Genomic DNA, 25313 nt, shown 5'->3' on the forward strand with positions numbered 1-25313 from the left:
CAAAGTCGAAATTCAGCTTTACTTATGCCTTCCGGGAATATCGCATGCGCTCGGGCTATTAAAATACGCTGCTTTTCGCGCGCTTTTTAACCTGATATAACAAATGCCTTACCTTTCAGGGAGTCACCGCCGTGCCCGAAATCAATCAACATGGTCAAACCGTTAACGATCTCGTACCCGACTGGAAAGGCGCGCGCGCGTTAACCCGCACGCCGCTGTTCGGCCAGTATTGCCGCCTGGAGCCGCTGGACGCCGATCGCCACGCGGCCGATCTCTATGAGGCCTACGCGCTGGGCGACGACAGCGACTGGACGTGGCTTGCCAGCACGCAGCCAGCGAGCGTGGAAGCCACCGCGCACTGGGTCATGGCGAAGGTGATGGACGATGAGCTGGTGCCGTTTGCCGTCATTGACTTACGCACCGAACGTGCGGTGGGGCTGGTGAGCTATATGGCCAACGAGCGGCTGCTGGGGTCGGTGGAGATCGGGCACGTCACCTGGTCGCGCAAAATGAAAGGATCCCGCATCGGCACTGAAACGGTGTGGCTGCTGCTGAAAAATGCGTTTGAGCACGGCTACCGGCGCCTCGAGTGGAAGTGCGATTCGATGAACGTTGCCTCACGCAGGGCTGCGGAGCGGCTGGGGTTTGTCTGGGAAGGGCGCCTGCGCCAGAAGCTGGTGCGCAAAGGACGCAACCGCGACAGCGATATGCTTTCTATTATTGACGGCGAATGGCCGCAAAGAGACGCGGAGCTGCGCGCCTGGCTGGCGGCGGAGAATTTTGACGACGACGGGCGTCAGATAAGGCGCCTTGAGGCGTTTCGGTTATAAGTGTTTTATGTAGGGTACAGCGTAAACGCGCGGCTAATCCGCGGAAATCGCGATTTCTATCAGGTTGGTTTTTCCTGACTGTAGCCCGCGCGCTACCGCTTCGGCGATATCTGCAGCCTCGGTTACCCGGCAGCAGTGGACGCCCATGGCGGTGGCCAGCGACTGAAAATCGATATGCGGGTTCACCAGGTCCATCCCGATAAAACGCCCCAGCCGCGTTGAGCTGTAGTCAGCCTGGCTCTTCATAAAGTTTTTCAGGATGTTGTACTCCCTGTTATTCATGACGATAAAGGTGACCGGCAGATTTTCGTGTGCCGCCGTCCAGAGCGCCTGCGGCGAGTACAGGGAGGCTCCGTCACCTATCAGGCAGACCACCGGCTCCCGTCCGCGTCCCAGCGAGTGCCCTACTGAGGCAGGCATCCCCCAGCCCAGTCCGCCACCGCGCATAAAGTAGTAGCGCTGGTGCTGCTGGTCAGAGATGAACCGGCGGACATGCCGGGCGGTCGCTATCGCCTCATCCACGATGGTGGTACCCGCCGGAATGGACCGGATGACTTCCCAGGCTGCGACCATCGGGGAGATCGCCGGGCGTAGCCGCTCGGCGGCCAGACGTTCCTCCTGCTGCTGCCACTCCTTCTCCCGTTCGTCACGGGCTGCAACCAGCAGCCGCTGGTGGGCCAGCGTGCTGGCGATCAGGCGCAGCTTAAGCTTTGGCAAAAGTTCGTGCAGGGACAGTTTGATATCCCCCATCACCGAAAGGCGAGTGGCATAAGTGCGGCCAAGCTCGTGCATATCCGCCGAGAGCTGATACACCGCGCAGGTCGCCGGAATGGCCTCGCCCTCACTGTACAAAATGGTGATCAGGCTTCTGCCGCCGATGATGAATACGGCATCGTAGGCGTTGATGATGCTGGCGATTTCGCTGGCGGTGGTGGGCATATTGCCCCGCCAGAGCGCGTGCTGAGTGGGAAAAGGCAAATTCAGCGGCCAGGAGGAGCCGTAGACATGGGCGCTGAGCGCTTCCGCCAGCTGGACAATCTCCTGCGTCGAGCCGCTGGAGTGCACCTCATCGCCCGCCACAATCATGATCCTGCCGGGCGTAACCTGGCTCAGTTCTTCGGCCAGTTCGTCCAGCGAGCCCGCCACGGTGTGGTAGTTCACTTTAGAGGCCGTTTGTATCCCGGCGTCGCTGAGCTCTTCCATCACGTTCATTGGCAGAGAGAGCAGCACCGGACCAGCCGGAGGATAGCTGGCAGCGTGAAACGCGCGGCGCACCAGCACCGGGAGCTGGTCGGCGCTGGTGACCTCCTGCGCCCATTTCATGACCGGGGAGCCAATGGAAACAATATCATCATACAGCAGCGGGTCGCGGACGTAGTGCCGCGTATCCTGCTGTCCAACGGTGACCACCAGCGGGGTTTTCATGATCCGCGAATTAATCAGATTCCCCATGCCGTGCCCCAGACCGCTGGCGGTATGCAAATTGATAAAGCCCGTTTTGCCGGAGGCTTTCGCATAGCCGTCAGCAATCGCCACTACGGTGCTTTCCTGAAGCGCCAGAATATAGTGAATATTTTCATGGCGAAGCAGGGCATCAATGAGTGGAAGCTCGGTGGTACCGGGGTTGCCAAAAATATATTCCACGCCTTCACTCTCCAGCACTTCAAGGAGAATATCGGCACCCGTTCGCATATTGAGATCTGATAAGGACGTTAATGATTTAATCATACTGACACCTCATTCAGTATTATTTAACCCAGGCTAAAATTCTTCCTGCGTTGGACGAACAACAATTTCATTAATATCAACGTCGCCAGGCTGTTCAATAGCAAATAAAACCGCGCGGGCAATCGCGTCAGCCGGAATAGCCTGCTTATAAAACTCATGGAGAAATTTTTTGCTCTCTTCGTCAGAGCTACCGAATTGCAGTTCGCTTTCAACGGCGCCGGGTGAAATAAGCGTCGTGCGGAGGGTTTTACCCGCCTCCTGACGTAAGCCTTCACTCAGCGCGCGGACGGCGAATTTCGTGGCGCTGTACACCACGCCGCCAGGCGCCAGCACCTTGATGCCTGCGACGGAGGCAACGTTTATAAAATGCCCGCTGCCCTGACGCTGGAACACCGGGAAAGCGGCAGCGATGCCGTACAGTACACCTTTCAGATTGGTATCAATCATCTTGTCCCATTCGTCGGTTTTCAGCTCGCTGAGGGGGGCGATAGCCATAAAGCCCGCGTTGTTGATCAGCACATCCACGCGCTGGTAGGCGGCAACGGCAGCGTCAATGGCGCGCTGAACCTCTTCCTGACGGGTGACATCGGCCTTAACGGCAATAGCCTTGCCGCCTTGCTGAATAATCTGATCCACCAGGGCATTAATTCTGTCCAGACGGCGCGCCACCAGCACCAGCGAAAACGCGTTATTCGCTAAATGGAGGGCAATCGCCTGACCAATACCGCTGCTGGCACCAGTAATGACAACAACCTTGTTTGCACTATTATTCATGATCTTATCTCGCTATTGAGTGATGCAAAAAATAAAAGGCAGAGAAGCGTTAATGAATAATGACAAATTCATTAACGCGGTTTTGGATATATTGTGTATTGGGAATAAAATGATGTTCGTTTAAAACTTAATGGAGTACGGAAGAGTCTGTCAATGTCGTTTTTTAATAATTAAATTAATTGCAGGCTTAATATTTAAATCTTATAGGTAACCGAGAATAGTATATAAATGAAATGGGGTCACGATAGTGGCCCTGCGAACAGGGCCTGAGATTACAATTTGCCACTGTAAAGCACCGGGCCAGTAGGGAGTCCAGTGGGCGATCCGCCCTCTGGTTCAAGGCTTATGGCTATCGTGGCGTCAGGAGGGAGCGTTGTGTTCCTGAGGGTGACGCGTGTGGGGATGTCGTTATGCAGCAGCCCCATGGATACCGGAGCCTGCCCGCCTGGGAGCAGCCAAAGCTGCAGGCTGTGTTGCGCCGCGACGGCCGTTGGTCGAAGAGGGGCAATGCTCAGGTGCTGACGGCTGGCGTCCGCGCTGACGACCCACTGTCCGTGCTGTTGGGTATCGTTGAGTACCATCAGCGGAGCGAGTTCCGGGGTACGGATGGCATACCAGGCAACGACCGACAGGGCGGCGAGGGAGGCCGCAGCCATCCAGCCGACATAAGGCCGACTTTTGCGTAAAGGCTTTTTGGGCGGCAGATCGAGGGCGATTCTCTTCCACACCGTCTCGGGTGGCGGGACGGGCACAAGATGACTATCCAGCGTGCTGAACATTTCCTGCCAGTACGCCACGCGGGCGGCCAGAGCGGGTTCATGGAGGACCCTTTTCTGGAACTGAAGCCGCGCTCCTCCCCGCAGCGTGCCGAGGGCATACTCTGCTGCCAGCATGTCGTCGCGTTTTTCTGCGTCATTCATAGCCCGACACACTCCCGAAGATGGTCCATTGCCCGACGTATCCAGCTTTTCACCGAGCCCAGAGGCTGCTGGAGCCAGTCGGCAATGTCGCTGTGAGACATTCCCTGATAGTAGGCGAGCGTAATGCTCTGGCGCTGCTCGCTGCTCAAATGTTCGAGACACTGTCTGAGCCGCTCTGCCTGCACATCGTCGTGCCAGTTACTCTGCTCATCGTTCTCGCAAGGCAAAAGCGCGTCGTTATACGCTGTCTCGCGGTCGGCAGCGCGGGTTTGTCCGCTGCGCAGCCAGTCAATACAGCGGTTGCGCACAATGTGCGTAAGCCAGGTCATCGGGGAGCTCAGTGCAGCGTTGTAGGTTTCGGCTTTACTCCAGACGGTGATAAAACAGTCGTGAAGGATCTCTTCTGCCCACGCGCGGTCACGTAGCATACGCAGCGCGACGGCAAACAGGTGTGGCGACGTGAGTCGATAAAGTTGTTCAAATGCACGGCGATCGCCGTTTGCGACCGCCTGCATTAATTTCAGTTGCTGTTCAGCCAGCGCGTTATCCATGTTTTTCCCGGAAGGCAACGTCACACTTCCGAAGTATAGACAACTACTTAGGCATCAGGACGGTATCAATCACATCGATCACGCCGTTTTTTTGATGAACGTCATAGGTGCTAATGTTCGCCACATTGCCTTTACCGTCCTTAAGCTGAATATTGTGCGGGCCGTTGCTCATGATCCACAGCGGCTGACCGTTAACGGTCTTCAGCTCCGCGTGGCCGCCGCCCTGTTTAATTTTCTGCTCCAGCGCTTTCATATCGTAATTACCGGCGACCACGTGATAGGTCAGGATGCTGGTGAGCGTGGCTTTGTTTTCGGGTTTGACCAGGTTTTCGACCGTGCCGGCAGGCAATTTCGCAAACGCCGCATTGGTCGGCGCAAACACGGTGAACGGCCCTTTGCTCTGAAGCGTATCCACCAGTCCTGCCGCTTTGACGGCGGCTACCAGCGTGGTGTGATCTTTCGAGTTTATGGCGTTTTCAACAATATTTTTGCTCGGGAACATTTCCGCTCCGCCCACCATCACGGAGCCTGACGTCATGGCGGCTGATGCGCCTGCACAGAAGAGTAAAGCGCTGGTTACGAATGCAACACGGGTTAGCTTTTTCATCATCTTTCCTCGGATTGGGGAGCAAAGGGGTTGCTCACAGACTGATATACGAGGGGCGGGTGGAAACTGGATGCAGGAAAATAAAAATAAATTTTTGAAGGGGAGGTTGATCCCCTCTCCCCTATGGGGTGAGGGGAAATATCCTCAGCGGCGAACCGGTGCCCCGTTCGCCACATAATACGCGGCCGTGCTCTTCGCCAGCGGCTCGCGTCCGCGAATGGCGTCGGCAATCTTTTCGCCGATCATAATGGTGGTGGCGTTCAGGTTGCCGGTGATAATCTGCGGCATAATCGACGCATCCACCACGCGCAGCCCTTCCAGCCCGTGAACGCGGCCTTCGCCGTCAACCACCGCCATCTCGTCATAGCCCATCTTGCAGGTGCCGCACGGGTGGAAGGCGGTTTCGGCGTGGTTGCGCACGAACTCGTCCAGCTGCTCGTCGGTCTGGCAGTCAATACCCGGACTGATTTCACGGCCGCGGTACTTGTCCAGCGCGGGCTGGTGCATGATCTCGCGGGTGATGCGGATCGCATCGCGAAACTCCTGCCAGTCCTGCTCGTGGGACATGTAGTTGAACAGGATCGCCGGATGCTGGTGTGGATCGCGCGACTGGATGCGCACGTGTCCACGGCTCGGCGAGCGCATGGAACCGACGTGGCACTGGAAGCCATGTTCTTTCACCGCGTTCGAGCCGTTGTAGTTAATCGCCACCGGCAGGAAGTGGTACTGAATGTTCGGCCACTCAAACTCCTCGCGGCTGCGGATAAACCCACCCGCTTCGAAGTGGTTGCTCGCGCCCACGCCGGTGCCGCCAAACAGCCACTCGGCGCCAATCTTCGGCTGGTTCCACCACTGCAGGGCAGGGTAGAGGGAGACCGGCTCTTTGCATTCGTACTGGAGGTACATCTCCAGGTGATCCTGCAGGTTTTCGCCCACGCCGGGCAGATCGTGTACCAGCGGGATATCGAACTGTTTCAGCAGGTCAGCGTTGCCCACGCCGGAGCGCTGGAGGATCTGCGGGGAGGCAATCGCCCCGGCGCTCAGCAGCACTTCTTTTTTTGCCGTCGCTTTGGATGGGATGGTGCTTTCACCCTCCAGCCACTCGACGCCCACCGCGCGCTTGCCCTCAAAGAGAATGCGATCGGTCATGGCGTGGGTGCGGATGGTCAGGTTCGGACGCGGTTTCGCCTGGTCCAGATAGCCGCGCGCGGTGCTGGCGCGTCGGCCCTGCGGCGTGACCGTGCGGTCCATCGGGCCGAAGCCTTCCTGCTGATAGCCGTTAAGATCGTCAGTGCGCGGATAACCCGCCTGCACGCCCGCCTCCACCATTGCCTCAAACAGCGGGTTCACGCCCGGTTTCGAAGTGGTGACGCTCACCGGGCCGTCGCCGCCGTGGTAGTCGTTCGGCCCCACGTCGCGCGTCTCGGCCTTGCGGTAGTAGGGCAGGCAGTTGAGGTAGCTCCAGTGCTCCAGACCCGGCTCTTTTGCCCAGTGGTCGAGGTCCATCGCGTTACCGCGGATGTAGCACATGCCGTTGATCAGCGACGAGCCGCCCAGCCCTTTGCCGCGCCCGCACTCCATGCGGCGGTTGTTCATGTACGGCTCTGGTTCGGTTTCGTACGCCCAGTTGTAGCGCTTGCCCTGCAGCGGGAACGCCAGCGCGGCGGGCATCTGGGTGCGGAAGTCAAAGCGGTAATCCGGTCCGCCTGCCTCAAGCAGCAGGACGGTGGTATTCGGATCTTCAGTCAGTCGCGTTGCCAGCACGTTGCCGGCAGAGCCGGCCCCGATAATGATGTAGTCAAATTGCAAATAAACCTCCCGGTTAAAATATGGACTGGAATTTACCCATCTCAACCTGGATGGACTTCACCTGGGTGTAGCTCTGCAGCGTCATGACGCCGTTCTCGCGGCCAATGCCGGAGTGCTTGTAGCCGCCGACCGGCATCTCTGCGGCGGATTCACCCCAGGTGTTGATCCAGCAGATGCCCGCCTCGAGCTGATGAATGGCACAGTGGGCGCGGTTCAGGTCGGCCGTGACGATGCCTGCCGCCAGCCCGTAGTCGGTGTCGTTGGCGCGGCGAATCGCTTCCTCAATGGACTCATAGGTGAGGATGGACATCACCGGGCCGAAGATCTCTTCGCGCACGATGGTCATCTCGTCGGTACAGTCGGTGAATACGGTCGGAGCCACCCACGCGCCGTTATCGAAATCTTCGCCCTTCAGCGCGTCGCCACCGCACAGCACGCGCGCGCCTTCCTCTTTGCCTTTGGCGATGTAGCGCATCACGCTTTCGCGGTGCGGGAAGCTGACCATCGGACCAAAGTTGGTAGCTTCATCGAACAGATCGCCCGCGCGGATGCGGCCCACGCGCTCAACGATTTTCTGCTCAAACGCGGCTTTGAACTTAGCCGGAACAAACACGCGGGTGCCGTTGGTACACACCTGGCCGGAGCTGAAGAAGTTGGCCATCATGGCGATGTCCGCCGCGAGATCGAGGTCGGCATCGTCAAACACAATCAGCGGCGATTTGCCGCCCAGCTCCATCGTCACCTCTTTCAGGGACGATGCCGCAGCGTTGGCCATCACCTTTTTGCCGCTGGCGACGCCGCCGGTGAAGGAGACTTTCGCGATGCCCGGATGCTCGGTCAGGTACTGGCCGGTCTCCGCGCCCACGCCCGGCAGGACGTTAAACACGCCGTCCGGCAGGCCCGCTTCGGTGTAGATCTCGGCAAGCTTCAGAGCGGTAAGCGGCGTCACTTCGCTTGGCTTGAAGATCATCGCGTTGCCCGCCGCCAGCGCCGGGGCCGATTTCCACAGGGCGATCTGGATCGGGTAGTTCCACGCCCCGATACCCGCCACCACGCCCAGCGGCTCGCGGCGGGTGTAGACGAATGAGGTCTCGCGCAATGGGATCTGACTGCCTTCCAGCGCCGGGATCAGTCCCGCGTAGTACTCCAGCACGTCCGCGCCGGTGACGATATCCACGGTTGAGGTTTCGGAATACGCTTTACCGGTGTCGAGGGTTTCCAGCTTTGCCAGATCGTCGTTGCGCTCGCGCAGGATATCGACGGCGCGACGCAGGATGCGAGAGCGCTCCATGGCGGTCATCGCCGCCCAGACTTTTTGCCCGCGCGTTGCGCTTTCTACGGCGCGATCGACGTCTTCGCGCCCGGCGGCCTGTACGCTCGCCAGGACTTCACCGTTGGCCGGGTTGATGGTCTCGAAGGTGCGACCGCTGGTGGCCGATGTATAACCACCATTGATATAAAGCTGCTGTTCTGCCATTCGGGACATAAATTCTCCTCGGTTATTCGGTCGGTAAATGCTGGCTGATAAAGTGGCTGGTGAGCGATTGTGCCAGGGTTTTATCCAGCGGCTTGCCGCTTAGCGCGGCGCGCAGCCACAGCCCGTCGATCAGCGCCGCCAGGCCGTAGCCCGCCTCTTCGGCCTGTTCGCGCGGCAGTTCGCGGCGGAACTCGTACACCAGGTTCGACAGCAGGCGGCGGCTGCTTACCTGCTGCAGGCGGTAGAGCATCGGCTGGTGCATGCTGCTTGCCCAGAAGGCCAGCCAGGCCTTCATTGCCGCGCCGCTGGTCTGGGTTTCATCAAAATTGCCGCCGACAATCGCCTGCAGTCGCTGCTCCGCGCTGGCGTTCGGCAGGGCGCGTAAGCGGCTCAATACCGCGTCGCGCAGCTGGCCGGTGATGTCGCGCATGGTTGCTTCCAGCAGACCGTTTTTGTCTTTGAAATAGTGACTGATGATCCCCGTGGAAACGCCTGCCCGACGGGCGATCTGCGCGATCGTCGCGTCATGCATTCCCACTTCATTTATTGCTTCCAGCGTGGCGTCGATAAGCTGCCTGCGCCGGATCGGCTGCATCCCCACTTTGGGCATTTTTGCCACTCCATTCATCAGCGTTGGTTAACCATTAAAGCGGTTTTTGATTGGACGTTCAATATAAAATGTGTCTTAATTGTTGCGGATTTGGATTTTAATAGTTACAAAAACAGTGGGGATACTGGATGACAGACCTTTCACAGGACAGAGAAAAAGACAAAATCAACCCGGTCGTTTTTTATACGTCTGCCGGGCTGATTTTGTTGTTTTCCCTGACAACGATCTTCTTTCGCGATTTTTCTGCCGAGTGGATTGGGCGCACCCTGAACTGGGTGTCGAAGACCTTCGGCTGGTACTACCTGCTGGCGGCGACGCTCTATATCGTCTTCGTGGTCTGCATTGCCTGCTCGCGCTTCGGTTCGGTGAAGCTCGGGCCTGAGCAGTCAAAGCCCGAGTTCAGCCTGCTGAGCTGGGCCGCGATGCTGTTTGCCGCAGGCATTGGCATCGACCTGATGTTCTTCTCCGTGGCGGAACCGGTCACGCAGTATATGCAGCCGCCGGAAGGGGCAGGGCAGACGATGGAGGCCGCGCGCCAGGCGATGGTCTGGACGCTGTTCCACTACGGCCTGACCGGCTGGTCGATGTACGCCCTGATGGGCATGGCGCTGGGATACTTTAGCTATCGTTATAATTTGCCCCTCACCATCCGCTCCGCGCTGTACCCGATTTTCGGTAAAAAGATAAACGGCCCGATTGGCCACAGCGTCGACATTGCGGCGGTGATCGGCACCATCTTCGGTATCGCGACGACGCTTGGGATTGGCGTGGTGCAGCTTAACTACGGGCTGAGCGTGCTGTTTGATATTCCGGATTCGATGGCGGCGAAAGCGGCGCTGATTGCGCTCTCCGTCATTATCGCCACCATCTCGGTGACGTCGGGCGTCGATAAGGGCATCCGCGTGCTCTCCGAACTGAACGTGGCGCTGGCGCTGGGCCTGATCCTGTTCGTGCTGTTTATGGGCGATACCTCGTTCCTGCTCAATGCCTTAGTGCTGAACGTGGGCGACTATGTGAACCGCTTTATGGGCATGACGCTGAACAGCTTCGCCTTCGACCGCCCTGTAGAGTGGATGAACAACTGGACGCTGTTCTTCTGGGCGTGGTGGGTCGCGTGGTCGCCGTTTGTCGGCCTGTTCCTGGCGCGTATTTCACGTGGCCGCACCATCCGCCAGTTTGTGATGGGCACGCTGATCATCCCGTTCACCTTTACCCTGCTGTGGCTGTCGGTGTTCGGCAACAGCGCGCTGCACGAGATTATCCACGGCAATGCTACTTTCGCGCAGGAAGCGATGGCGCACCCGGAGCGAGGCTTCTACAGCCTGCTGGCGCAGTATCCGGCGTTCACCTTTAGCGCCTCCGTGGCGACTATTACCGGCCTGCTGTTTTACGTCACCTCGGCGGATTCCGGCGCGCTGGTGCTGGGCAACTTCACCTCGAAGCTGAAGGACATCAACAGCGATGCGCCGAACTGGCTGCGCATCTTCTGGTCCGTCGCCATCGGCCTGCTGACGCTCGGTATGCTGATGACCAACGGCATCTCTGCGCTGCAGAACACCACGGTGATCATGGGGCTGCCGTTCAGCTTCGTTATCTTCTTCGTGATGGCCGGGTTGTATAAGTCCCTCAAGGTGGAAGATTACCGCCGCGTCAGCGCCAGCCGCGACACCGCGCCGCGTCCGATGGGCGCGCAGGACCGGCTGAGCTGGAAGAAACGCCTCTCGCGCCTGATGAACTACCCGGGCACGCGCTACACCAAACAGATGATGGAGACGGTCTGCTTCCCGGCGATGGAAGAGGTGGCGCAGGAACTTAAGCTGCGTGGCGCCTACGTGGAGCTGAAAAACCTGCCGCCGGAGGAGGGCGAGACCCTGGGGCACCTGGACCTGCTGGTGCACATGGGCGACGAGCAGAATTTTGTCTACCAGATCTGGCCGCAGCAGTACTCGGTCCCCGGCTTTACCTACCGGGCGCGCAGCGGGAAATCGACCTACTACCGGCTGGAGACCTTCCTGCTGGAAGGGAGCCAGGGGAACGATTTGATGGACTACAGCAAGGAGCAGGTAATTACGGACATTCTGGATCAGTATGAACGGCACCTGAACTTTATCCATCTGCACAGGGAAGCGCCGGGGAATAGCGTGATGTTCCCGGATGTTTGAACCATTTCGTGTATGAATGACAGGGCACCCGTAACGGGTGCCGCTATCATCTATCCTGAACGTGAAGACCGGTTTTCCAGATAAAGAAGCTTACCGTGTCGACTAATTTTGAATCGGCCTCGGCATAGGTTGCGGCACTGTGTCCTCCCTGACGGTAAGCCAGAACCAGCACGCTGCGCGGCGAGCCTATTTCCTCTAAACGGGCGGCGAATTTTGCTGTTTGCCACGGGGAAACGCGCTGGTCATGCAGGCCCACGGTTAACAGGACGGGAGGATAACGTTTTTCAGGTACCAGATGCCGGTAAGCATCTATTTTCAATAAGTTTAGTCTGCCTGACGGCGTCAGCGGCGATCCCAGTTCGTCATAGTTCATCACGCCTATCGGAATGTTATCCAGTCGGCTGGTATTGAGCATCCCTGCGTCTATGGCCACAGCGGCAAACAGTTCCGGGCGACGGGTCATCGCCATACCCACGATAATTCCCCCCGCGCTTTCACCCCCGATTGCCAGTTTTGACGGTGAGGTGTAGCGACTGTCGATAAGATATTCCGCGCAACGGATAAAATCGGTAATGGAATTTTCTTTCTTATCTGCTCTTCCTGCTTCGTGCCATTCAGGGCCCATTTCACCGCCTCCGCGTACATGCGCGATAGCGAGAATACCGCCTTGTTCCAGCCAGAGCAGACGGGTCAGATCGAATGAAGGAAACGTACTCACGCCGTACGCGCCATAAGCCGTCAACCAGGTAGGGACCGAACCATCGCGCGCAATGCCTTTACGGTATATGAGGGTCAGTGGGACGCGAATATTGTCTGCTGTAGTGACCCATTTTTCTTCCGTCACATAGTCTGTCAGGGGCTGGCTTAACGGCGGTATTAACTCTGTTTTCTGGATAATGTTGTCCGCAGGTTGATAATGATAAATGACGGGGGGCTTCAGCCAGCCCTGGCGGGTGAAGAGAATGTCCTGACTATCGCTGCTGGCAAATATCGCACTCACGTCTTCATTTGCGGGGACCGGAATTGTCTGGTGTTTATTGATTTCAGCAAACGGAATACGCATGAATTTACTGCTGCCAGCGTCATGATAAACCACATAAAGTGAATCCCTGCTCAGGCTTAATTGTGTTAACTCTCCGTTCGACCAGCTCATCACGGGTTCTTTGGTGGAGGCAGGAGCCGCCAGATTGATGCGTGAAATATCATAGCCTGAGGAGGCGTTATAGCTCGCCAGATAAATCCACTCCCCGGAATAAACAAAGGCAGAAACATTTTCATCGGGATCAACAATCCTGATCCAGTTGAGCGTGCCGTTGCCATCTGCGTCTTTTTTAGCGGAAAAAAGAGAGCTGCCATAACCGCTAATGGATTTTGACACGTTAACAATCAGGTAGTCAGAATCAGGGGAGGCGTAAAGATTAACGTTTTCGCAGGACTGCTGTGCGAGTTCTGGAATGGTGCGCCAGTCAAACGTCATAATATCGTTGTTGCTTTCTATATGGTGGAGATAGACCTTGCCGCAGGTCTGCCGTCCTGAATCCTGAGTTGTAGTGTTCAGGCTGTAATAAAAGGACTGATTATCTGCGGCCCAGACAACATTGGGGTAGCGAACGGCGGGGATGCGAGTGTCTAATACCACGTTATCAGCCACTCCGATCACCGTGATATCCGTGCTTTCCGTTCCATTTCGTGAGCGCCCAACGGCAACGAAGCGACCATCATGTGAAGGAATGAAAAAGTTAATCCCATAACCCACAGGCGGATCGATGAGCACACGTTCAGGCTTTCCCGCTTGTTTTACAAACAGCCGCAGGTAGGGATGTTCGACCGATGAGCGGAGATAAAAACGATTGTCTCCCGCATCATAAATGTCTGAAATAGTGGGGGCCGTATTCACTAACTCGCTCAACCTTTTCGCCAGCACGTTTCGCCAGGGAAGGGCGTGGAGCATGTTAACCGTCTGGTTTGAGCGTTGATTTAACCAGCGCGCGGTCTGTTGGGGGTGAGTTTCCATCCAATGATAAGGATCCATGTCATCCTCATAGGGATTTTCGTTAGCATGAACGAAAAAGAGACAGCCGAAAAATGCGAGGGTACTAATAATTATCTGCTTGCTGATATGTTTTATTCTCGGTATCAGACAATGTTTCATTTCTGGCTGGGCTCATGTTGTTCTGTTAGTGGCGTTAGTTGGGTACGTCATGTTTCCTTAGTCACATCGAGTTAAGGTAGAACAGCGAAGGAATAATGTTCCTGAAAATATAAAATTGAAATAACTTATTTTGTATTTATTGATTTTTTATCCTCGTATTTTTGATCTGGCTCGAGGTTTTATGACCAAATTCTGTTATGAAAAAACTCGCCCGCATACTTTTAAATGCTTCAGGAAGATTTTGGTGGCTATTATAAATGGTAGGAAGTGAGAGTTTCGTTATTTTTAGTGTTTAATTTCCGGGAGCAATAAACAGGGCAGCATTATTCCTGAACGACAATCAAGGTATATACCTCTCCATTAACACGTAGCCAGTCGAGGCTAAAGCATTTTCCCTGCTGATAACGGCCTGCCGGATGGCTGAGCGTCAACGCGATAGTTTTCTGATTCAACGCAGTGACGCGTGCACAGTCGAATCCCATGTAGCGCTTTGCCGTAGGGAACAGGGCTTTAAACAAACTTTCTTTGGCGCTGAATGCCAACGTCAACGCCAGCGCAAAGGGGTAGCCCGAACGCTTCAGGCACATCGCTTCCTGTGCATCAATGATGCCGTCCTGGATTTCTCGGGCTTCACGGTCAGGAAGAATGGCTTCGCAATCAATACCCACAAGCGCATATGGATGACGGACGGCAAGCGCCATCGCCTGCGTGCCGCAGTGGGTGATGCTCCCTGATACGCCGTCAGCCCAGAGAGGTTCACCGCTGGGGCCGATGCCGGGCACGGTGTGGTCAGGTAAGGCATACGCGGCGGCGATGCGGCCTGCCAGATGCTCGGCTTTGCGTTTGCGCCCGGCGTTGGAAAGCTCAGCGTGGTGGGGGAGCCAAAGGAGATCGGTGTCGGTGAAGGTGGTTGGGTCGAAGGTGACGTGGTGGACGGTGTGGTTAGCGAGAGAAAATGTGCTGTGGGTGGTGTGCATGGTTTTTTCCTTCAGAGTTGTGCGGCCTGATGCCCTCACCCCGGCCCTCTCCCACGGGGAGAGGGAGCAAACACTAAAAACGGCAACGGGGTTGCCGTTTTGCTTTCACCTCGCCCTCACCCCGACCCTCTCCCACAGGGAGAGGGGGAGTTACTGCCTGTATCAGAAACGCGTATTCACGCTCATGTACCAGGTACGACCCGGTTCATTATACGTATACGCACCCGCACCGTACATATACGCACCGGTGGTGGTGTTTCCGGTTGTCTGGGCATTACCCGCGCGCCACTGGCGTTTGTCAAAGACGTTGTCCACGCCGCCGGTCAGGCTGACGTTTTTGGTCATGTCCCAGGTCGCGCTCAGGCCAACGATGCTGTACGGACTGACTTCGTCTTTTTCAGACCCGGTCACCGGCTGACCTTTGTAGTTGTACTTTTTCGGCTGCTGCTTGCCGTACCAGGTAAAGGTCGACTGGAGCGACACGTCCTGATGCACCTGCCAGCTCAGGGTTGAGTTCAGCGTGTACTCCGGAATGATCGACAGACGGTCGCCGGTCTCCTTGTTCTTGCTCTGCAGCATGTAGGTGATGTTGTTGGTCCAGTTAATCGTGTCGCTGACCGGCACGTTCAGGGAGCCTTCCAGACCTTCCACCACCGCCTTCGGCACGTTTTCCCACTGGTAGATGTCGGTCTGCACTTTACCGGAAGAGGTGTGACCAATCGGCGCGTAGCCCGCTTCAATCTTGTCGCGGTAGTCGTTGCGGAACCAGGTGACGCCCGCCAGCCAGCCGTCGTGTTTCCACTCCAGGCCAATCTCTTTGTTGATGCTGGTTTCGGCCTTCAGGTCGTCGTTACCCATCATGTAGCAGCCCACGCCGTCGGAGCTGGCGTAGCAGCCCTGGCCTTTACTGTAGAGTAGGTAGTTCGGGTTGGTCTGGTACAGGCTCGGCGCCTTATAGGCGCGCGCGATCCCCATCTTCAGCGTGAAGTTATCCCCCAGACCCTGCGACAGGTTAAGTGACGGGCTCCAGTTGTTGCCGACGATGGTGTGATGGTCGAAGCGCAGGGCAGGGGTCAGCATGGTGCTGTCGGTCAGCTCCATGTTGTTTTCAGCGAACAGGGAGAAGATCTCTGCCGAGGTATAAGGGCTGCGATCGTTACTCATTCCCGGGATCGCGCCGCCCTGCTGGGTTTGGGTGAAGGAGGTCGAGTCCTTCATGCGCTGCTGGTTCCACTCGGTGCCGAGCGTCAGGTTCTGGTTAACGATGAAATCAATCGGCAGGTTGACTTCGCTGTGCAGCATCACGTCGGCCAGGTCGGTGTCGGTAAATTTATTACTGTTGAACAGACCTTCCAGGCCGCCTGCCAGCCCTTCACCCAGACGGGAGTTGCGGGTGTGCTCGTACTGTGCCCAGTTGCTGGTGGTAATGCCGTTATCCCAGCCGCCGTTCCAGGTCGCCGCGAAGTTCTGGCGATAGATACGGTTGGTCTCTTTGCCGTAGTTTTTTTTCACCAGGCCGCTGGAGCTGTTGTCGTTGTTGGTGTTCTGCGTGTCGCCGGCGTAGAGGTTGTTCTGACGGCTGTAGCCCGCCTCAAATTCCAGAGACTGCATCGGCGCAAAGTCCCAGCGCACCACGCCGTTAATGTCTTTATTTTCCACCCCTTCACGGCCCGCGGGCAGCGTGTCAGCGTAGGCACCGGTTCGGTCAGACTGGTGACCCTGGTTGATGTCCCACGCGTCGGCCTGAGTTTTGTCCAGATTGCCGTACATGCGGAAGCTGAAGTCGCCGCCCAGCGGGCCGCTCAGGCTAAAGTTGGTGCGTTTGGTGGACCCTTCATCCTTGTGCTCAGGCGCATTCAGGTAGGTGTTCCAGGAGCCGTGCCACTGGTCGTCGAATTTTTTGGTGATGATGTTTACCACGCCGCCAGCCGCGCCGTTGCCGTAGCGCGCGGCGGCCGGACCGCGGATCACTTCGATGCGCTCGATCATCTCTGGTGGCACCCAGCCGGTATCGCCGCGCGTGTCACGCTCGCCGCGCCAGCCCAGACGGATGGAGTTTCGGCTGGTGACCGGCTTGCCGTCGATCAGGATCAGGGTGTTTTCTGGCCCCATGCCGCGGATATCAATCTGACGGTTGTTCCCGCGCTGGCCGCTGGTGGAGTTACCGGTCAGGTTAACGCCCGGCATGGTGCGGATGATTTCAGCCACGTCCCGCGCGGGCGGGTTTTTACGGATCTCATCGGCGGTGATGGTCGATACCCCCGGCGCCTGCAGATTCTGCTCGGCGGCGGTGATCACCATCGTGTCTTCGTGCTGCGCAGAGGCGGTGTTGTCGTCTGCCAGAGCGGGCAGCGCGACGCCGTAAATCCCTAAATTGACCAGCAAGGCCAAAGAGTGAATCTTCTTATTCATTGTACGTCCTGCTTTTGTGGTTGTTTTATGAGCGCTTCCCACAGCGCGGGCACTACGCTATTGCAAATGCAAATAGTTATCAATAATATTATCAATAAAATTTGCTCTGAAACAAAAAAGACTGTTAAACATGAGGTTATAAGGGTGACGGCGTTAACAACGGGAAGTGAAGCGTGGTGGCAGTCGAAAAACGGGCCTGAATGGAAGCCGGAAAAGGGAAACTATCGCGTCACGTTCTGGTGGCGTGACCCGGCAGGAACGCAAAGAACGTCACCGATCAAACGCGTCTGGCTCTACGTCACCGGCGTGACCGATCACCACCAAAATGCCCGCCCGCAGTCTCTCGAACGCATGCCCGATACCGACGTCTGGCAGTGGCAGGGCGATTTCAGCCCCGAGTGGCGCGGAAGCTACTGTTTTATCCCTTCCGTGAATGAAAACGATTTTGCCGACGCGGTATTCGAAGGCGAGCAGCCGGACCGCATGGCGCTGCGCGAAGGCTGGCGCAAGCTGCTGCCTCATGCGGTTTCCGACCCGCTGAATCCGCAGAGCTGGCGCGGCGGGCGCGGCCATGCCGTCTCCGCGCTGGAAATGCCGGAAGCACCCGTTCAGCCGGGGTGGAATCATCCCGATACGCCGTATCAGCCGCCAGTCTGCATTGAGTGGGAAAGCGTGCGCCTGAAAAATCGCCGTCGCGTCTGGATTTTCACTACCGGGGGCGACGACCCGGAACGTCCGCTGGCGGTGCTGCTTGACGGGCAGTTCTGGGCCGAAAGTATGCCGGTCTGGCCTGCGCTGGCGTCGCTCACCGCCGAGCGCAAATTACCGCCTGCGGTCTACGTCTTAATCGATGTTATCGATATGGCGCATCGCAACCGCGAGCTGCCGTGTAATCCCGATTTCTGGCTGGCGGTGCAGGAAGAACTTCTCCCCCTTGTTAAAAAACGCGTGCCGTTTAGCGACCGTGCTGACCGTACGGTGGTGGCTGGCCAGAGCTTTGGCGGTCTCGCGTCGCTTTATGCTGGCCTCCACTGGCCGCAGCGTTTTGGCTGCGTGCTTAGCCAGTCCGGCTCCTACTGGTGGCCAGACCGTGGCGGCCAGCAGGACGGGCTATTAATCGAACAACTTAAAGCCGGTGAAATATCCCCTCGCGGGCTACGCATCATTCTTGAAGCCGGGCGCAACGAGCCGCTCATCTTCCGCGCGAATCAGGCGATTTACGCCGAGCTGCACGCGCACCAACCGGTTTTCTGGCGTCAGGTTGACGGCGGACACGATGCGCTTTGCTGGCGCGGTGGGCTGACGCAGGGGCTGATGACCCTCTGGCAGCCGCTTATTCACTAACGGAGTCTGTATGGAATTCAGCAATCCTTTCGATAATCCGCAGGGACAGTTCGCCATTTTGCAAAACGACCAGGGGCAGTACAGCCTGTGGCCGCAGCAGTGCGAATTGCCGGCGGGGTGGCACGTGGTGTGTGAAGCACAGTCTCAGGAGGCATGCCAGCAGTGGCTTGTCGGGCACTGGCAAACGCTTGAGCCGTCTCACTTTGCGGGGGAGTACGCATGATCCGTCTTCCTCTCGTCGCCGCCCAGCCGGGGATCTGGATGGCGGAACAGCTGTCCACGCTGCCAAACACCTGGAGCGTGGCGCACTACACCGAGCTGAAAGGCGATATCGACGCGCCGCTGCTGGCAAAAGCGATTGCTGAAGGCATGATGCAGGCCGATACCCTGCGGATGCGTTTTGCCGAGGAGAACGGCGAGGTGTGGCAGTGGATGGACGAGTCCACGATCCTGCCTGAGCCGTCCATCGTTCGCGTTAACTCTCACGACGACGCCATGACGCTGATGGAATCCGATCTTGACCAGAACCTGCGCGTCGACAGCGGTCAGCCGCTGGCGTTTCACCAGCTGATTCAGGTGGGTGAAAGCCACTGGTACTGGTATCAGCGCTATCACCATCTGGTGGTGGATGGCTTCAGTTTCCCGGCGATTACCCGCCAGATCGCCGCGATTTACGCCGCGTGGAAAAAGGACGAACCTACGCCCGCATCTCCGTTTACGCCGTTTGCCGGGGTGGTGGACGAGTATCAGCGCTATCGCGACAGCGAGGCGTATGCGCGCGACGGCGCGTTCTGGGCAGAGCAGCGCAAGGAGCTGCCTTCTCCGGTCTCGCTCTCCTCCGCGCCCCTGCCTGGACGCGCCGCCACGACCGATATTCTTCGCCTAAAGGTTGCCGCCGACGGCCGCGCCTTTAGCCAGCTTGCGCAGGCGGCAGAAAAGGTACAGCGCACCGACCTGGCCCTTGCGCTGGTGGCACTGTGGCTGGGCCGCCTGACCGGGAGGCTGGACTATGCCGCCGGGTTTATCTTTATGCGCCGCTTGGGCTCCGCGGCGCTGACCGCGACCGGGCCGGTGCTTAACGTCCTGCCGCTGGCGGTCAATATCGATCCGCAGGAGAGCCTGCCCTCGCTGGCGCTGCGCCTGGCGAACCAGCTGAAAAAAATGCGCCGCCACCAGCGCTACGACGCCGAGCAGATCGTGCGCGACAGCGGGAAAGCGGCGGGTGATGAAGCGCTGTTTGGCCCGGTGCTGAACGTCAAGGTCTTCGACTATCAGCTGGATATCGACGATGTGGAGGCCATTACCCACACGCTGGCAACCGGACCGGTGAACGACCTTGAGCTGGCGCTGTTCCCGGACGAGCAGGGCGGGTTGAGCAGTGAGATCCTCGCCAATAAGCAGCGCTACGATGAAGCGACGCTTTCCCGACACGTCGCGCGTCTGAACGCGATGCTAATGCAGTTTGCGGCTAATCCGGACCTGCGCTGTGGCGAAGTGGAAACCGTTTCAGAGCAGGAATATCAGCAGCTGGCGCGCATCAACGATACCGGACTGGCGCTGCCGTCCACCACGCTCGCGGATCTGGTGGCGGAGCAGGCGAGCAAAACGCCGGACGCCCCCGCGCTGGCGGACGCGCATATTGAGCTCAGCTATCGCCAGATGCGCGAGCAGGTCATCGCGCTGGCAAACCTGCTGAGCGCGCGCGGCGTGAAGCCGGGCGACAGCGTGGCGGTGGCCCTGCCGCGCTCGGTGTTCCTGACGTTAGCATTGCACGGCATTGTGGAGGCGGGCGCCGCGTGGCTGCCGCTCGACACCGGCTACCCGGACGACCGCCTGCGGATGATGCTTGAGGACGCGAAGCCGTCCCTGCTCATTACTACCGACGAACAGCTTCCGCGCTTTAGCGATCTGCCGATTACGACGTTTAGTTACAACACACTGTTACCGACCGAGGGTGCTGAGCCGCTGCGGCTGGCGACGCCGGAGCAGACGGCGTACATCATCTTTACCTCCGGCTCGACGGGGCGCCCTAAAGGGGTCATGGTCGGCCATACCGCCATCGTTAACCGCCTGAAGTGGATGCAGGATCATTATCCGCTGGCGGCGCATGACGTGGTGGCGCAGAAAACGCCGTGCAGCTTTGACGTGTCGGTGTGGGAGTTCTGGTGGCCGTTTATCGCCGGGGCGAAGCTGGTGATGGCCGAGCCGGACGCGCACCGCGACCCGCAGGCGATGCAGAGCTTCTTCGCGCAGTACGGCGTGACCACCACCCACTTCGTGCCGTCGATGCTGGCCGCCTTTGTCGCCTCGCTGACGCCGGAAAACGTAGCGTGCTGCGCGTCGCTTAAGCAGGTTTTCTGCAGCGGCGAAGCGCTGCCGACCGACCTGTGCCGCGAATGGGAGCAGTTGACCCATGCGCCGCTGCACAACCTCTATGGCCCGACGGAAGCGGCGGTGGACGTGAGCTGGTATCCGGCGTTTGGTCCCGAGCTGGCGGCGGTGGAGGGCAACAGCGTGCCGATCGGCTTCCCGGTATGGAACACGGGGCTGCGCATTCTGGACGCGATGATGCGCCCGGTGCCGTTCGGCGTGGCGGGCGATCTCTATCTCACCGGCATTCAGCTGGCGCAGGGGTATCTGGGCCGTCCGGACCTCACCGCCAGCCGCTTTATCGCCGACCCGTTTGCGCCGGGCGAGCGGATGTACCGCACCGGAGACGTTGCCCGCTGGCTGGACAACGGCGCGGTGGAATACCTGGGCCGCAGCGACGACCAGCTTAAAATCCGCGGCCAGCGCATCGAGCTGGGTGAAATCGACCGGGCGATGCTGTCGCTGCCGGACGTGGCTCAGGCCGTGGCGCACGCCTGCGTGTTCAACCGGGCGGCGGCAACGGGTGGCGATGCCCGGCAGCTGGTGGGGTACGTGGTTTCTGAAACCGGCTTACCGCTGGACCGCGACGCGCTGCTCGAATCGCTCAAGGCACAGCTGCCGCCGCATATGGTGCCGGTGGTGCTGCTGCAAATCAGCGCGCTGCCGCTGAGCGCCAACGGCAAGCTTGACCGCAAGGCGCTGCCGCTGCCGGAGCTGACCAGCAAAATCTCCGGACGTGCGCCGGAAAGCGAATCCGAAATTGCCGTCGCGCAGGCGTTTGCCGCGCTGCTGGGCTGCGAGGTCAACGACATTGAGGCCGACTTCTTTGCCCTCGGCGGACACTCGCTGCTGGCGATGCGCCTGGCCGCGCAGCTTAGCCGCGCGTTCGAGCGCAAGGTTACGCCGGGGCAGATTATGGTCGCCTCCACGGTGAGCAAGCTGAGCACGCTGCTGGACTCGCAGATGAGCGACGAGCAGGCGCAGCGTCTGGGTTATGAAACGCTTCTGCCGCTGCGCGAGAGCGGCGGCCCGACGCTATTCTGCTTCCATCCGGCGTCCGGCTTCGCCTGGCAGTTTAGCGTGCTGGCGCGCTACCTCAGCCCGCGCTGGTCAATCGTCGGCATTCAGTCGCCGCGCCCGGACGGGCCGATGCAGCAGTGTGCGGATCTGGATGGAGTGATTGAGCATCATCTGAATACGCTGCGTATGCAGCAGCCGCAAGGGCCGTATTATCTGTTCGGCTATTCCCTCGGGGGTACGCTGGCACAAGGGATTGCCGCCCGTCTGCGCGAGCAGGGTGAAGAGGTGGCCTTCCTCGGCCTGCTGGATACCTGGCCGCCGGAAACCCAGAACTGGGCGGAAAAAGAGGCCAACGGCCTTGACCCGGCGGTGCTGGCAGAGATCGAGCGGGAACGTCAGGCGTTTATCGCCGCCCAGCAGGGGCAGGGCTCCAGCGAGCTGTTTAATGCTATCGAAGGCAACTACGCCGACGCGGTGCGGCTGCTCACCACGGCGCACAGCGCGCGGTTTGACGGCAAAGCGACGCTGTTCGTCGCCGAGCGCACGCGAACGATGGATCCGCAGGTTGCCTGGGCGCCGTGGGTGGCGGAACTGGAGGTGTACAGTCAGGACTGCGCCCACGTGGATATCATTTCACCGCAGGCGTTTGAGAAAATTGGGCCAGTGTTGAAGAATATTTTGAGGTAACGTCAAAAGCGCCGGGTGGCGGCTACGCCTTACCCGGCCTACACTCGGCTCCCGTAGGCCGGGTAAGGCGTAGCCGCCACCCGGCAATTACCGCCGACCTAACGGCACCACCAGCGGCGTACCCGCCACCGGATCGTCAATAATCATGCAGCGCATGCCGTAGATCCGCGCGATCAGCTCCGGCGTGACAATCTCTTTCGGCGCGCCCTGGGCCACAATCTCCCCGTCTCGCAAGGCAATCAGATGCGTAGCGTAGCGGCACGCCTGGTTTAAATCGTGCAGCACCGCCGCCAGGGTGTACCCCTGCGTGCGGTTCAGCTCGCTCAGCAGCTCCAGCAGGTCGATCTGGTGGCTGATATCCAGCCAGGTCGTCGGCTCGTCCAGCAGCATGATGGAGGTCTCCTGCGCCAGCACCATCGCGATCCACGCGCGCTGACGCTGGCCGCCGGAAAGGGTATCCACGCTTTGCTGAGCGAGATCGGTAATGCCTGTCGCCCGCATCGCGCGGTTCACCGCCTCGTCATCTTCCTTGCGCCAGCGGGTAAACAGCGGCTGGTGCGGATAGCGCCCGCGCGAGACCAGCTCCTGAACCGTGATGTCTCCCGGCGTGGTGGCGTTTTGCGCCAGCAGCCCGATGCGCCTGGCCACCTCTTTGCTGGCGAAGCGCTGGATCTGCTCGCCGTCGAGAAGCACGCTCCCCGTAACTGGCGTCATCAGGCGGCTCAGGGTGCGCAGCAGGGTTGATTTGCCGCAGCCGTTCGGGCCGATAATCGCCGTGAAGTGACCGTCCGGAATGGCGACGGATAAATCACGGGCAATAATTTTTTTGCCGTAACCAAGGGTGAGGTTTTCGCCGCGCAAGCGGGTGGTTGAATCTGTCATTTCTTGCGTGACTCCTGAACGAGCAAGACGATAAGGTAAATGCCGCCGAGGCTGACGGTCACCACGCCCACCGGCAGCTGGTAAGGCATAAACAGCCGCTGGGCGCAGAGATCGGCGGCCAGCAGCAGCACAGCGCCGCATAGCGCCGCCTGAGTTAATCCCCAGCGCGCGGTACCGCTAAGTCGCCGCGCGATATGCGGAGCGACGAGGGCAATAAACGAGATCGGCCCGGCGATAGCGGTGGAGGCGGCGGTCAGCAGTACGGCGACCAGCATCAGCATCAGGCGCGAGCGCTCGACGCCCACGCCCAGCGCGCAGGCGCTGTCGTCGCCCATCTCCAGCAGCCGCATACGCCGCACCAGCAGCAGCGCGCCGATAAACATCAACACAATCAGCGGCGCCGCGGGCCAGGTTTTGCCCCACGTCAGGCCGTTGAGGGAACCGGCGTACCACAGCCCGGCGGAGAGCGCCGTTTCCAGCGAGGCCTGCAGCAGCAGCCAGGTATTAAAGGCCATCAGCATCGCACGTACGCCGATACCGATAATGATCAGCCGGAAGGTATCGATACCGTTGCGCCAGGCCAGCGCCCAGATCAGTAAGGAGGTCAGAATGCCGCCCGCCATTGCCGTAAAGGTAATGGCCGTCAGGTGCTGACCAAACAGCACCATCGCCACCAGCACGCCGCTCCAGGCCCCGGTATTGAGGCCCATCACGTCCGGGCTGCCGAGCGGGTTGCGCATCAGCGACTGGAATATCGCACCGCTCACGCCGAGCGCCGCGCCGACCAGAATCGCCATCGCCACGCGCGGCAGTCGCCACTCCGTCACCACCATGGTGACGTTGCGCGGCGCGCTGCCGAGCAGGGCGTTAAGCACCTGCGCAAAATCGAGCGTGACCGCGCCGCTGCGCAGGCTCCAGACCGCCAGCAGCAGAATGGCGATAACCAGCAGTGAGACGCTGGTGAGTAAACGACGGGACGGGGCCATCATGCGCCACCTCCGCGTTTACGGCGTACCAGGAAGATCAGCACCGGCGCGCCGATAAAGGCGCTGACCACCGAGACGCGCAGTTCGCCGGGCACCAGCAGGCGGCCCAGCACGTCGGCAAACAGCAGCAAGGCAGGGGTGGCCAGCAGCGTCACCGGCAGCGACCAGCGGTGATCCGCACCTACCAGCCAGCGCGCCATGTGCGGCATCATCAGGCCAATAAAGGCGATCGGGCCGACCACGGCGGTCGCGCTGCCGCACAGCACGGTGATGGCGCACAGACCAATCAGCTGCGTACGTGCCACGCGGTTGCCGAGGGCTGTCGCGGTGTCGCTGCCGAGGCTCAGGCTGTTGAGCGACCGGCTTAAAAACAGCGCCACGGCAGCGGCAATCATCACCGGGATCGCCACCACTTTCAGGGTTTCAAGAGTGCGGATATCCAGCGAACCGGCCTGCCAGAAGCGTAGCTGGTCGTAAACGTCCGGGTTGAGCAGGGCGATGCCGTTGGATAAGCCTTCCAGCACCGCCGCGAGCGCCACGCCCGCCAGCGTCAGGCGCACCGGGCTCAGCTGTCCGCCGCCCTGGCTGCCGGTAAAGGCGACGACCAGCGAGGCGGCCAGCGCGCCGCAGAAGGCCATCACCAGTTGCTCGGAAGGAGAGGTCAACCCGAACAGCGCCGCACCGAGCACGATGGCAAAGCTGGCACCGGAGTTCACGCCGAGAATGCCGGGGTCGGCCAGCGGGTTACGGGTGAGGGTTTGCATCAGGGCACCAGCAAGGCCGAGCGCGCCACCGGCCAGCAGTCCGGCAAGGGTGCGGGGCAGGCGGGCGTCGAGCACGATAGTGCAGTCGGCGCTCTGGCAGGTGCCGGTGAGGGCATCAACAATAACGGACGCGGGCAGAGGCTTCGCGCCAACCAGCAGGCTGAGTGCAATCGCCAGGATCAACATCAGCAATAAAACGGGCACGGCAACGGCGCGCACCGAAGAAGAGGAAAACGACATAGCAACATCCA

General features: G+C 59.3%; 19 protein-coding genes. 5 read left to right on the top strand and 14 right to left on the bottom strand.

The window, feature by feature from the left end:
* Nucleotides 1-131 precede the first annotated feature (131 nt).
* Complete coding sequence (locus tag ACMGG5_RS11900; protein ID WP_420277903.1) at nucleotides 132-830, top strand: GNAT family N-acetyltransferase; 699 nt, start codon at nucleotides 132-134, stop codon at nucleotides 828-830.
* A gap of 33 nt (nucleotides 831-863) precedes the next feature.
* On the opposite strand, the gene ACMGG5_RS11905 is transcribed toward ACMGG5_RS11900, so the two are convergent.
* From ACMGG5_RS11905 to betI, 8 genes are all read right to left on the bottom strand, one after another.
* Nucleotides 864-2558, bottom strand: a complete 1695-nt coding sequence (locus tag ACMGG5_RS11905) for a thiamine pyrophosphate-binding protein (protein ID WP_420277904.1) — start codon at nucleotides 2556-2558, stop codon at nucleotides 864-866.
* A gap of 33 nt (nucleotides 2559-2591) precedes the next feature.
* Complete coding sequence (locus tag ACMGG5_RS11910; protein WP_024906963.1) at nucleotides 2592-3332, bottom strand: SDR family oxidoreductase; 741 nt, start codon at nucleotides 3330-3332, stop codon at nucleotides 2592-2594.
* A 272-nt stretch (nucleotides 3333-3604) separates the two neighbouring features.
* Complete coding sequence (locus ACMGG5_RS11915) at nucleotides 3605-4252, bottom strand: anti-sigma factor (protein ID WP_420277905.1); 648 nt, start codon at nucleotides 4250-4252, stop codon at nucleotides 3605-3607.
* Nucleotides 4249-4803, bottom strand: a complete 555-nt coding sequence (locus ACMGG5_RS11920; RefSeq protein ID WP_420277906.1) for an RNA polymerase sigma factor — start codon at nucleotides 4801-4803, stop codon at nucleotides 4249-4251. Before ACMGG5_RS11920 ends, ACMGG5_RS11915 begins: the two co-directional genes overlap by 4 nt.
* Nucleotides 4804-4846: 43 nt before the next feature.
* Nucleotides 4847-5410, bottom strand: coding sequence for a fasciclin domain-containing protein (locus ACMGG5_RS11925; protein ID WP_024906966.1), 564 nt, complete (start codon nucleotides 5408-5410; stop codon nucleotides 4847-4849).
* A 144-nt stretch (nucleotides 5411-5554) separates the two neighbouring features.
* Complete coding sequence (gene betA, locus ACMGG5_RS11930) at nucleotides 5555-7219, bottom strand: choline dehydrogenase (protein WP_063621087.1); 1665 nt, start codon at nucleotides 7217-7219, stop codon at nucleotides 5555-5557.
* Nucleotides 7220-7232: 13 nt separating this feature from the next.
* Entirely contained in the window at nucleotides 7233-8705 is a 1473-nt protein-coding gene (betB, locus tag ACMGG5_RS11935) for a betaine-aldehyde dehydrogenase (RefSeq protein ID WP_420277907.1), read from the bottom strand.
* A 13-nt stretch (nucleotides 8706-8718) separates the two neighbouring features.
* Nucleotides 8719-9306, bottom strand: a complete 588-nt coding sequence (betI, locus tag ACMGG5_RS11940) for a transcriptional regulator BetI (protein WP_029741650.1) — start codon at nucleotides 9304-9306, stop codon at nucleotides 8719-8721.
* 128 nt (nucleotides 9307-9434) lie between these two features.
* Between betI and betT the strand changes: the two genes are divergently transcribed.
* Nucleotides 9435-11468, top strand: coding sequence for a choline BCCT transporter BetT (gene betT, locus ACMGG5_RS11945; RefSeq protein ID WP_024906970.1), 2034 nt, complete (start codon nucleotides 9435-9437; stop codon nucleotides 11466-11468).
* Between the two features lie 46 nt (nucleotides 11469-11514).
* Here betT and ACMGG5_RS11950 read toward each other — a convergent pair whose 3' ends face one another.
* The 3 genes from ACMGG5_RS11950 to ACMGG5_RS11960 all read right to left on the bottom strand — a co-directional run bounded on the left by ACMGG5_RS11950 (nucleotide 11515) and on the right by ACMGG5_RS11960 (nucleotide 17009).
* On the bottom strand, nucleotides 11515-13620 hold the full coding sequence (locus ACMGG5_RS11950) for a prolyl oligopeptidase family serine peptidase (protein ID WP_090417862.1): 2106 nt from the start codon (nucleotides 13618-13620) through the stop codon (nucleotides 11515-11517).
* 323 nt (nucleotides 13621-13943) lie between these two features.
* Nucleotides 13944-14597 carry an enterobactin synthase subunit EntD gene (entD, locus tag ACMGG5_RS11955; protein WP_420277908.1) on the bottom strand — a complete coding sequence of 218 codons (654 nt, stop codon included), beginning with the start codon at nucleotides 14595-14597 and terminating at the stop codon, nucleotides 13944-13946.
* 162 nt (nucleotides 14598-14759) lie between these two features.
* A complete protein-coding gene (locus ACMGG5_RS11960) occupies nucleotides 14760-17009 on the bottom strand; it encodes a TonB-dependent siderophore receptor (protein WP_420277909.1) in 2250 nt (749 codons plus the stop codon).
* Nucleotides 17010-17153: 144 nt separating this feature from the next.
* Between ACMGG5_RS11960 and fes the strand changes: the two genes are divergently transcribed.
* The 3 genes from fes to entF are packed head-to-tail and all read left to right on the top strand — an operon-like array spanning nucleotide 17154 to nucleotide 22430.
* A complete protein-coding gene (fes, locus tag ACMGG5_RS11965) occupies nucleotides 17154-18353 on the top strand; it encodes an enterochelin esterase (protein ID WP_420277910.1) in 1200 nt (399 codons plus the stop codon).
* A 10-nt stretch (nucleotides 18354-18363) separates the two neighbouring features.
* Nucleotides 18364-18576, top strand: coding sequence for an MbtH family protein (locus ACMGG5_RS11970; RefSeq protein ID WP_061715786.1), 213 nt, complete (start codon nucleotides 18364-18366; stop codon nucleotides 18574-18576).
* Nucleotides 18573-22430, top strand: a complete 3858-nt coding sequence (gene entF / locus ACMGG5_RS11975; RefSeq protein WP_420277911.1) for an enterobactin non-ribosomal peptide synthetase EntF — start codon at nucleotides 18573-18575, stop codon at nucleotides 22428-22430. Before ACMGG5_RS11970 ends, entF begins: the two co-directional genes overlap by 4 nt.
* An 87-nt stretch (nucleotides 22431-22517) precedes the next feature.
* Here the strand turns inward: entF and fepC are convergent, their stop codons facing one another.
* The 3 genes from fepC to fepD are packed head-to-tail and all read right to left on the bottom strand — an operon-like array spanning nucleotide 22518 to nucleotide 25302.
* The gene (gene fepC / locus ACMGG5_RS11980) at nucleotides 22518-23312 is read right to left on the bottom strand and encodes an iron-enterobactin ABC transporter ATP-binding protein (protein ID WP_069597968.1); all 795 of its coding nucleotides are present in this window, start codon (nucleotides 23310-23312) and stop codon (nucleotides 22518-22520) included.
* On the bottom strand, nucleotides 23309-24301 hold the full coding sequence (gene fepG, locus ACMGG5_RS11985; RefSeq protein WP_420277912.1) for an iron-enterobactin ABC transporter permease: 993 nt from the start codon (nucleotides 24299-24301) through the stop codon (nucleotides 23309-23311). The genes fepC and fepG overlap by 4 nt, the downstream gene beginning before the upstream one ends.
* Nucleotides 24298-25302, bottom strand: coding sequence for a Fe(3+)-siderophore ABC transporter permease (fepD, locus tag ACMGG5_RS11990; protein WP_248272899.1), 1005 nt, complete (start codon nucleotides 25300-25302; stop codon nucleotides 24298-24300). The genes fepG and fepD overlap by 4 nt, the downstream gene beginning before the upstream one ends.
* Nucleotides 25303-25313 lie beyond the last annotated feature (11 nt).

The sequence above is a fragment of the Enterobacter sp. BNK-34 genome, assembly GCF_048684445.1.
Lineage (GTDB): Bacteria > Pseudomonadota > Gammaproteobacteria > Enterobacterales > Enterobacteriaceae > Enterobacter > Enterobacter pseudoroggenkampii.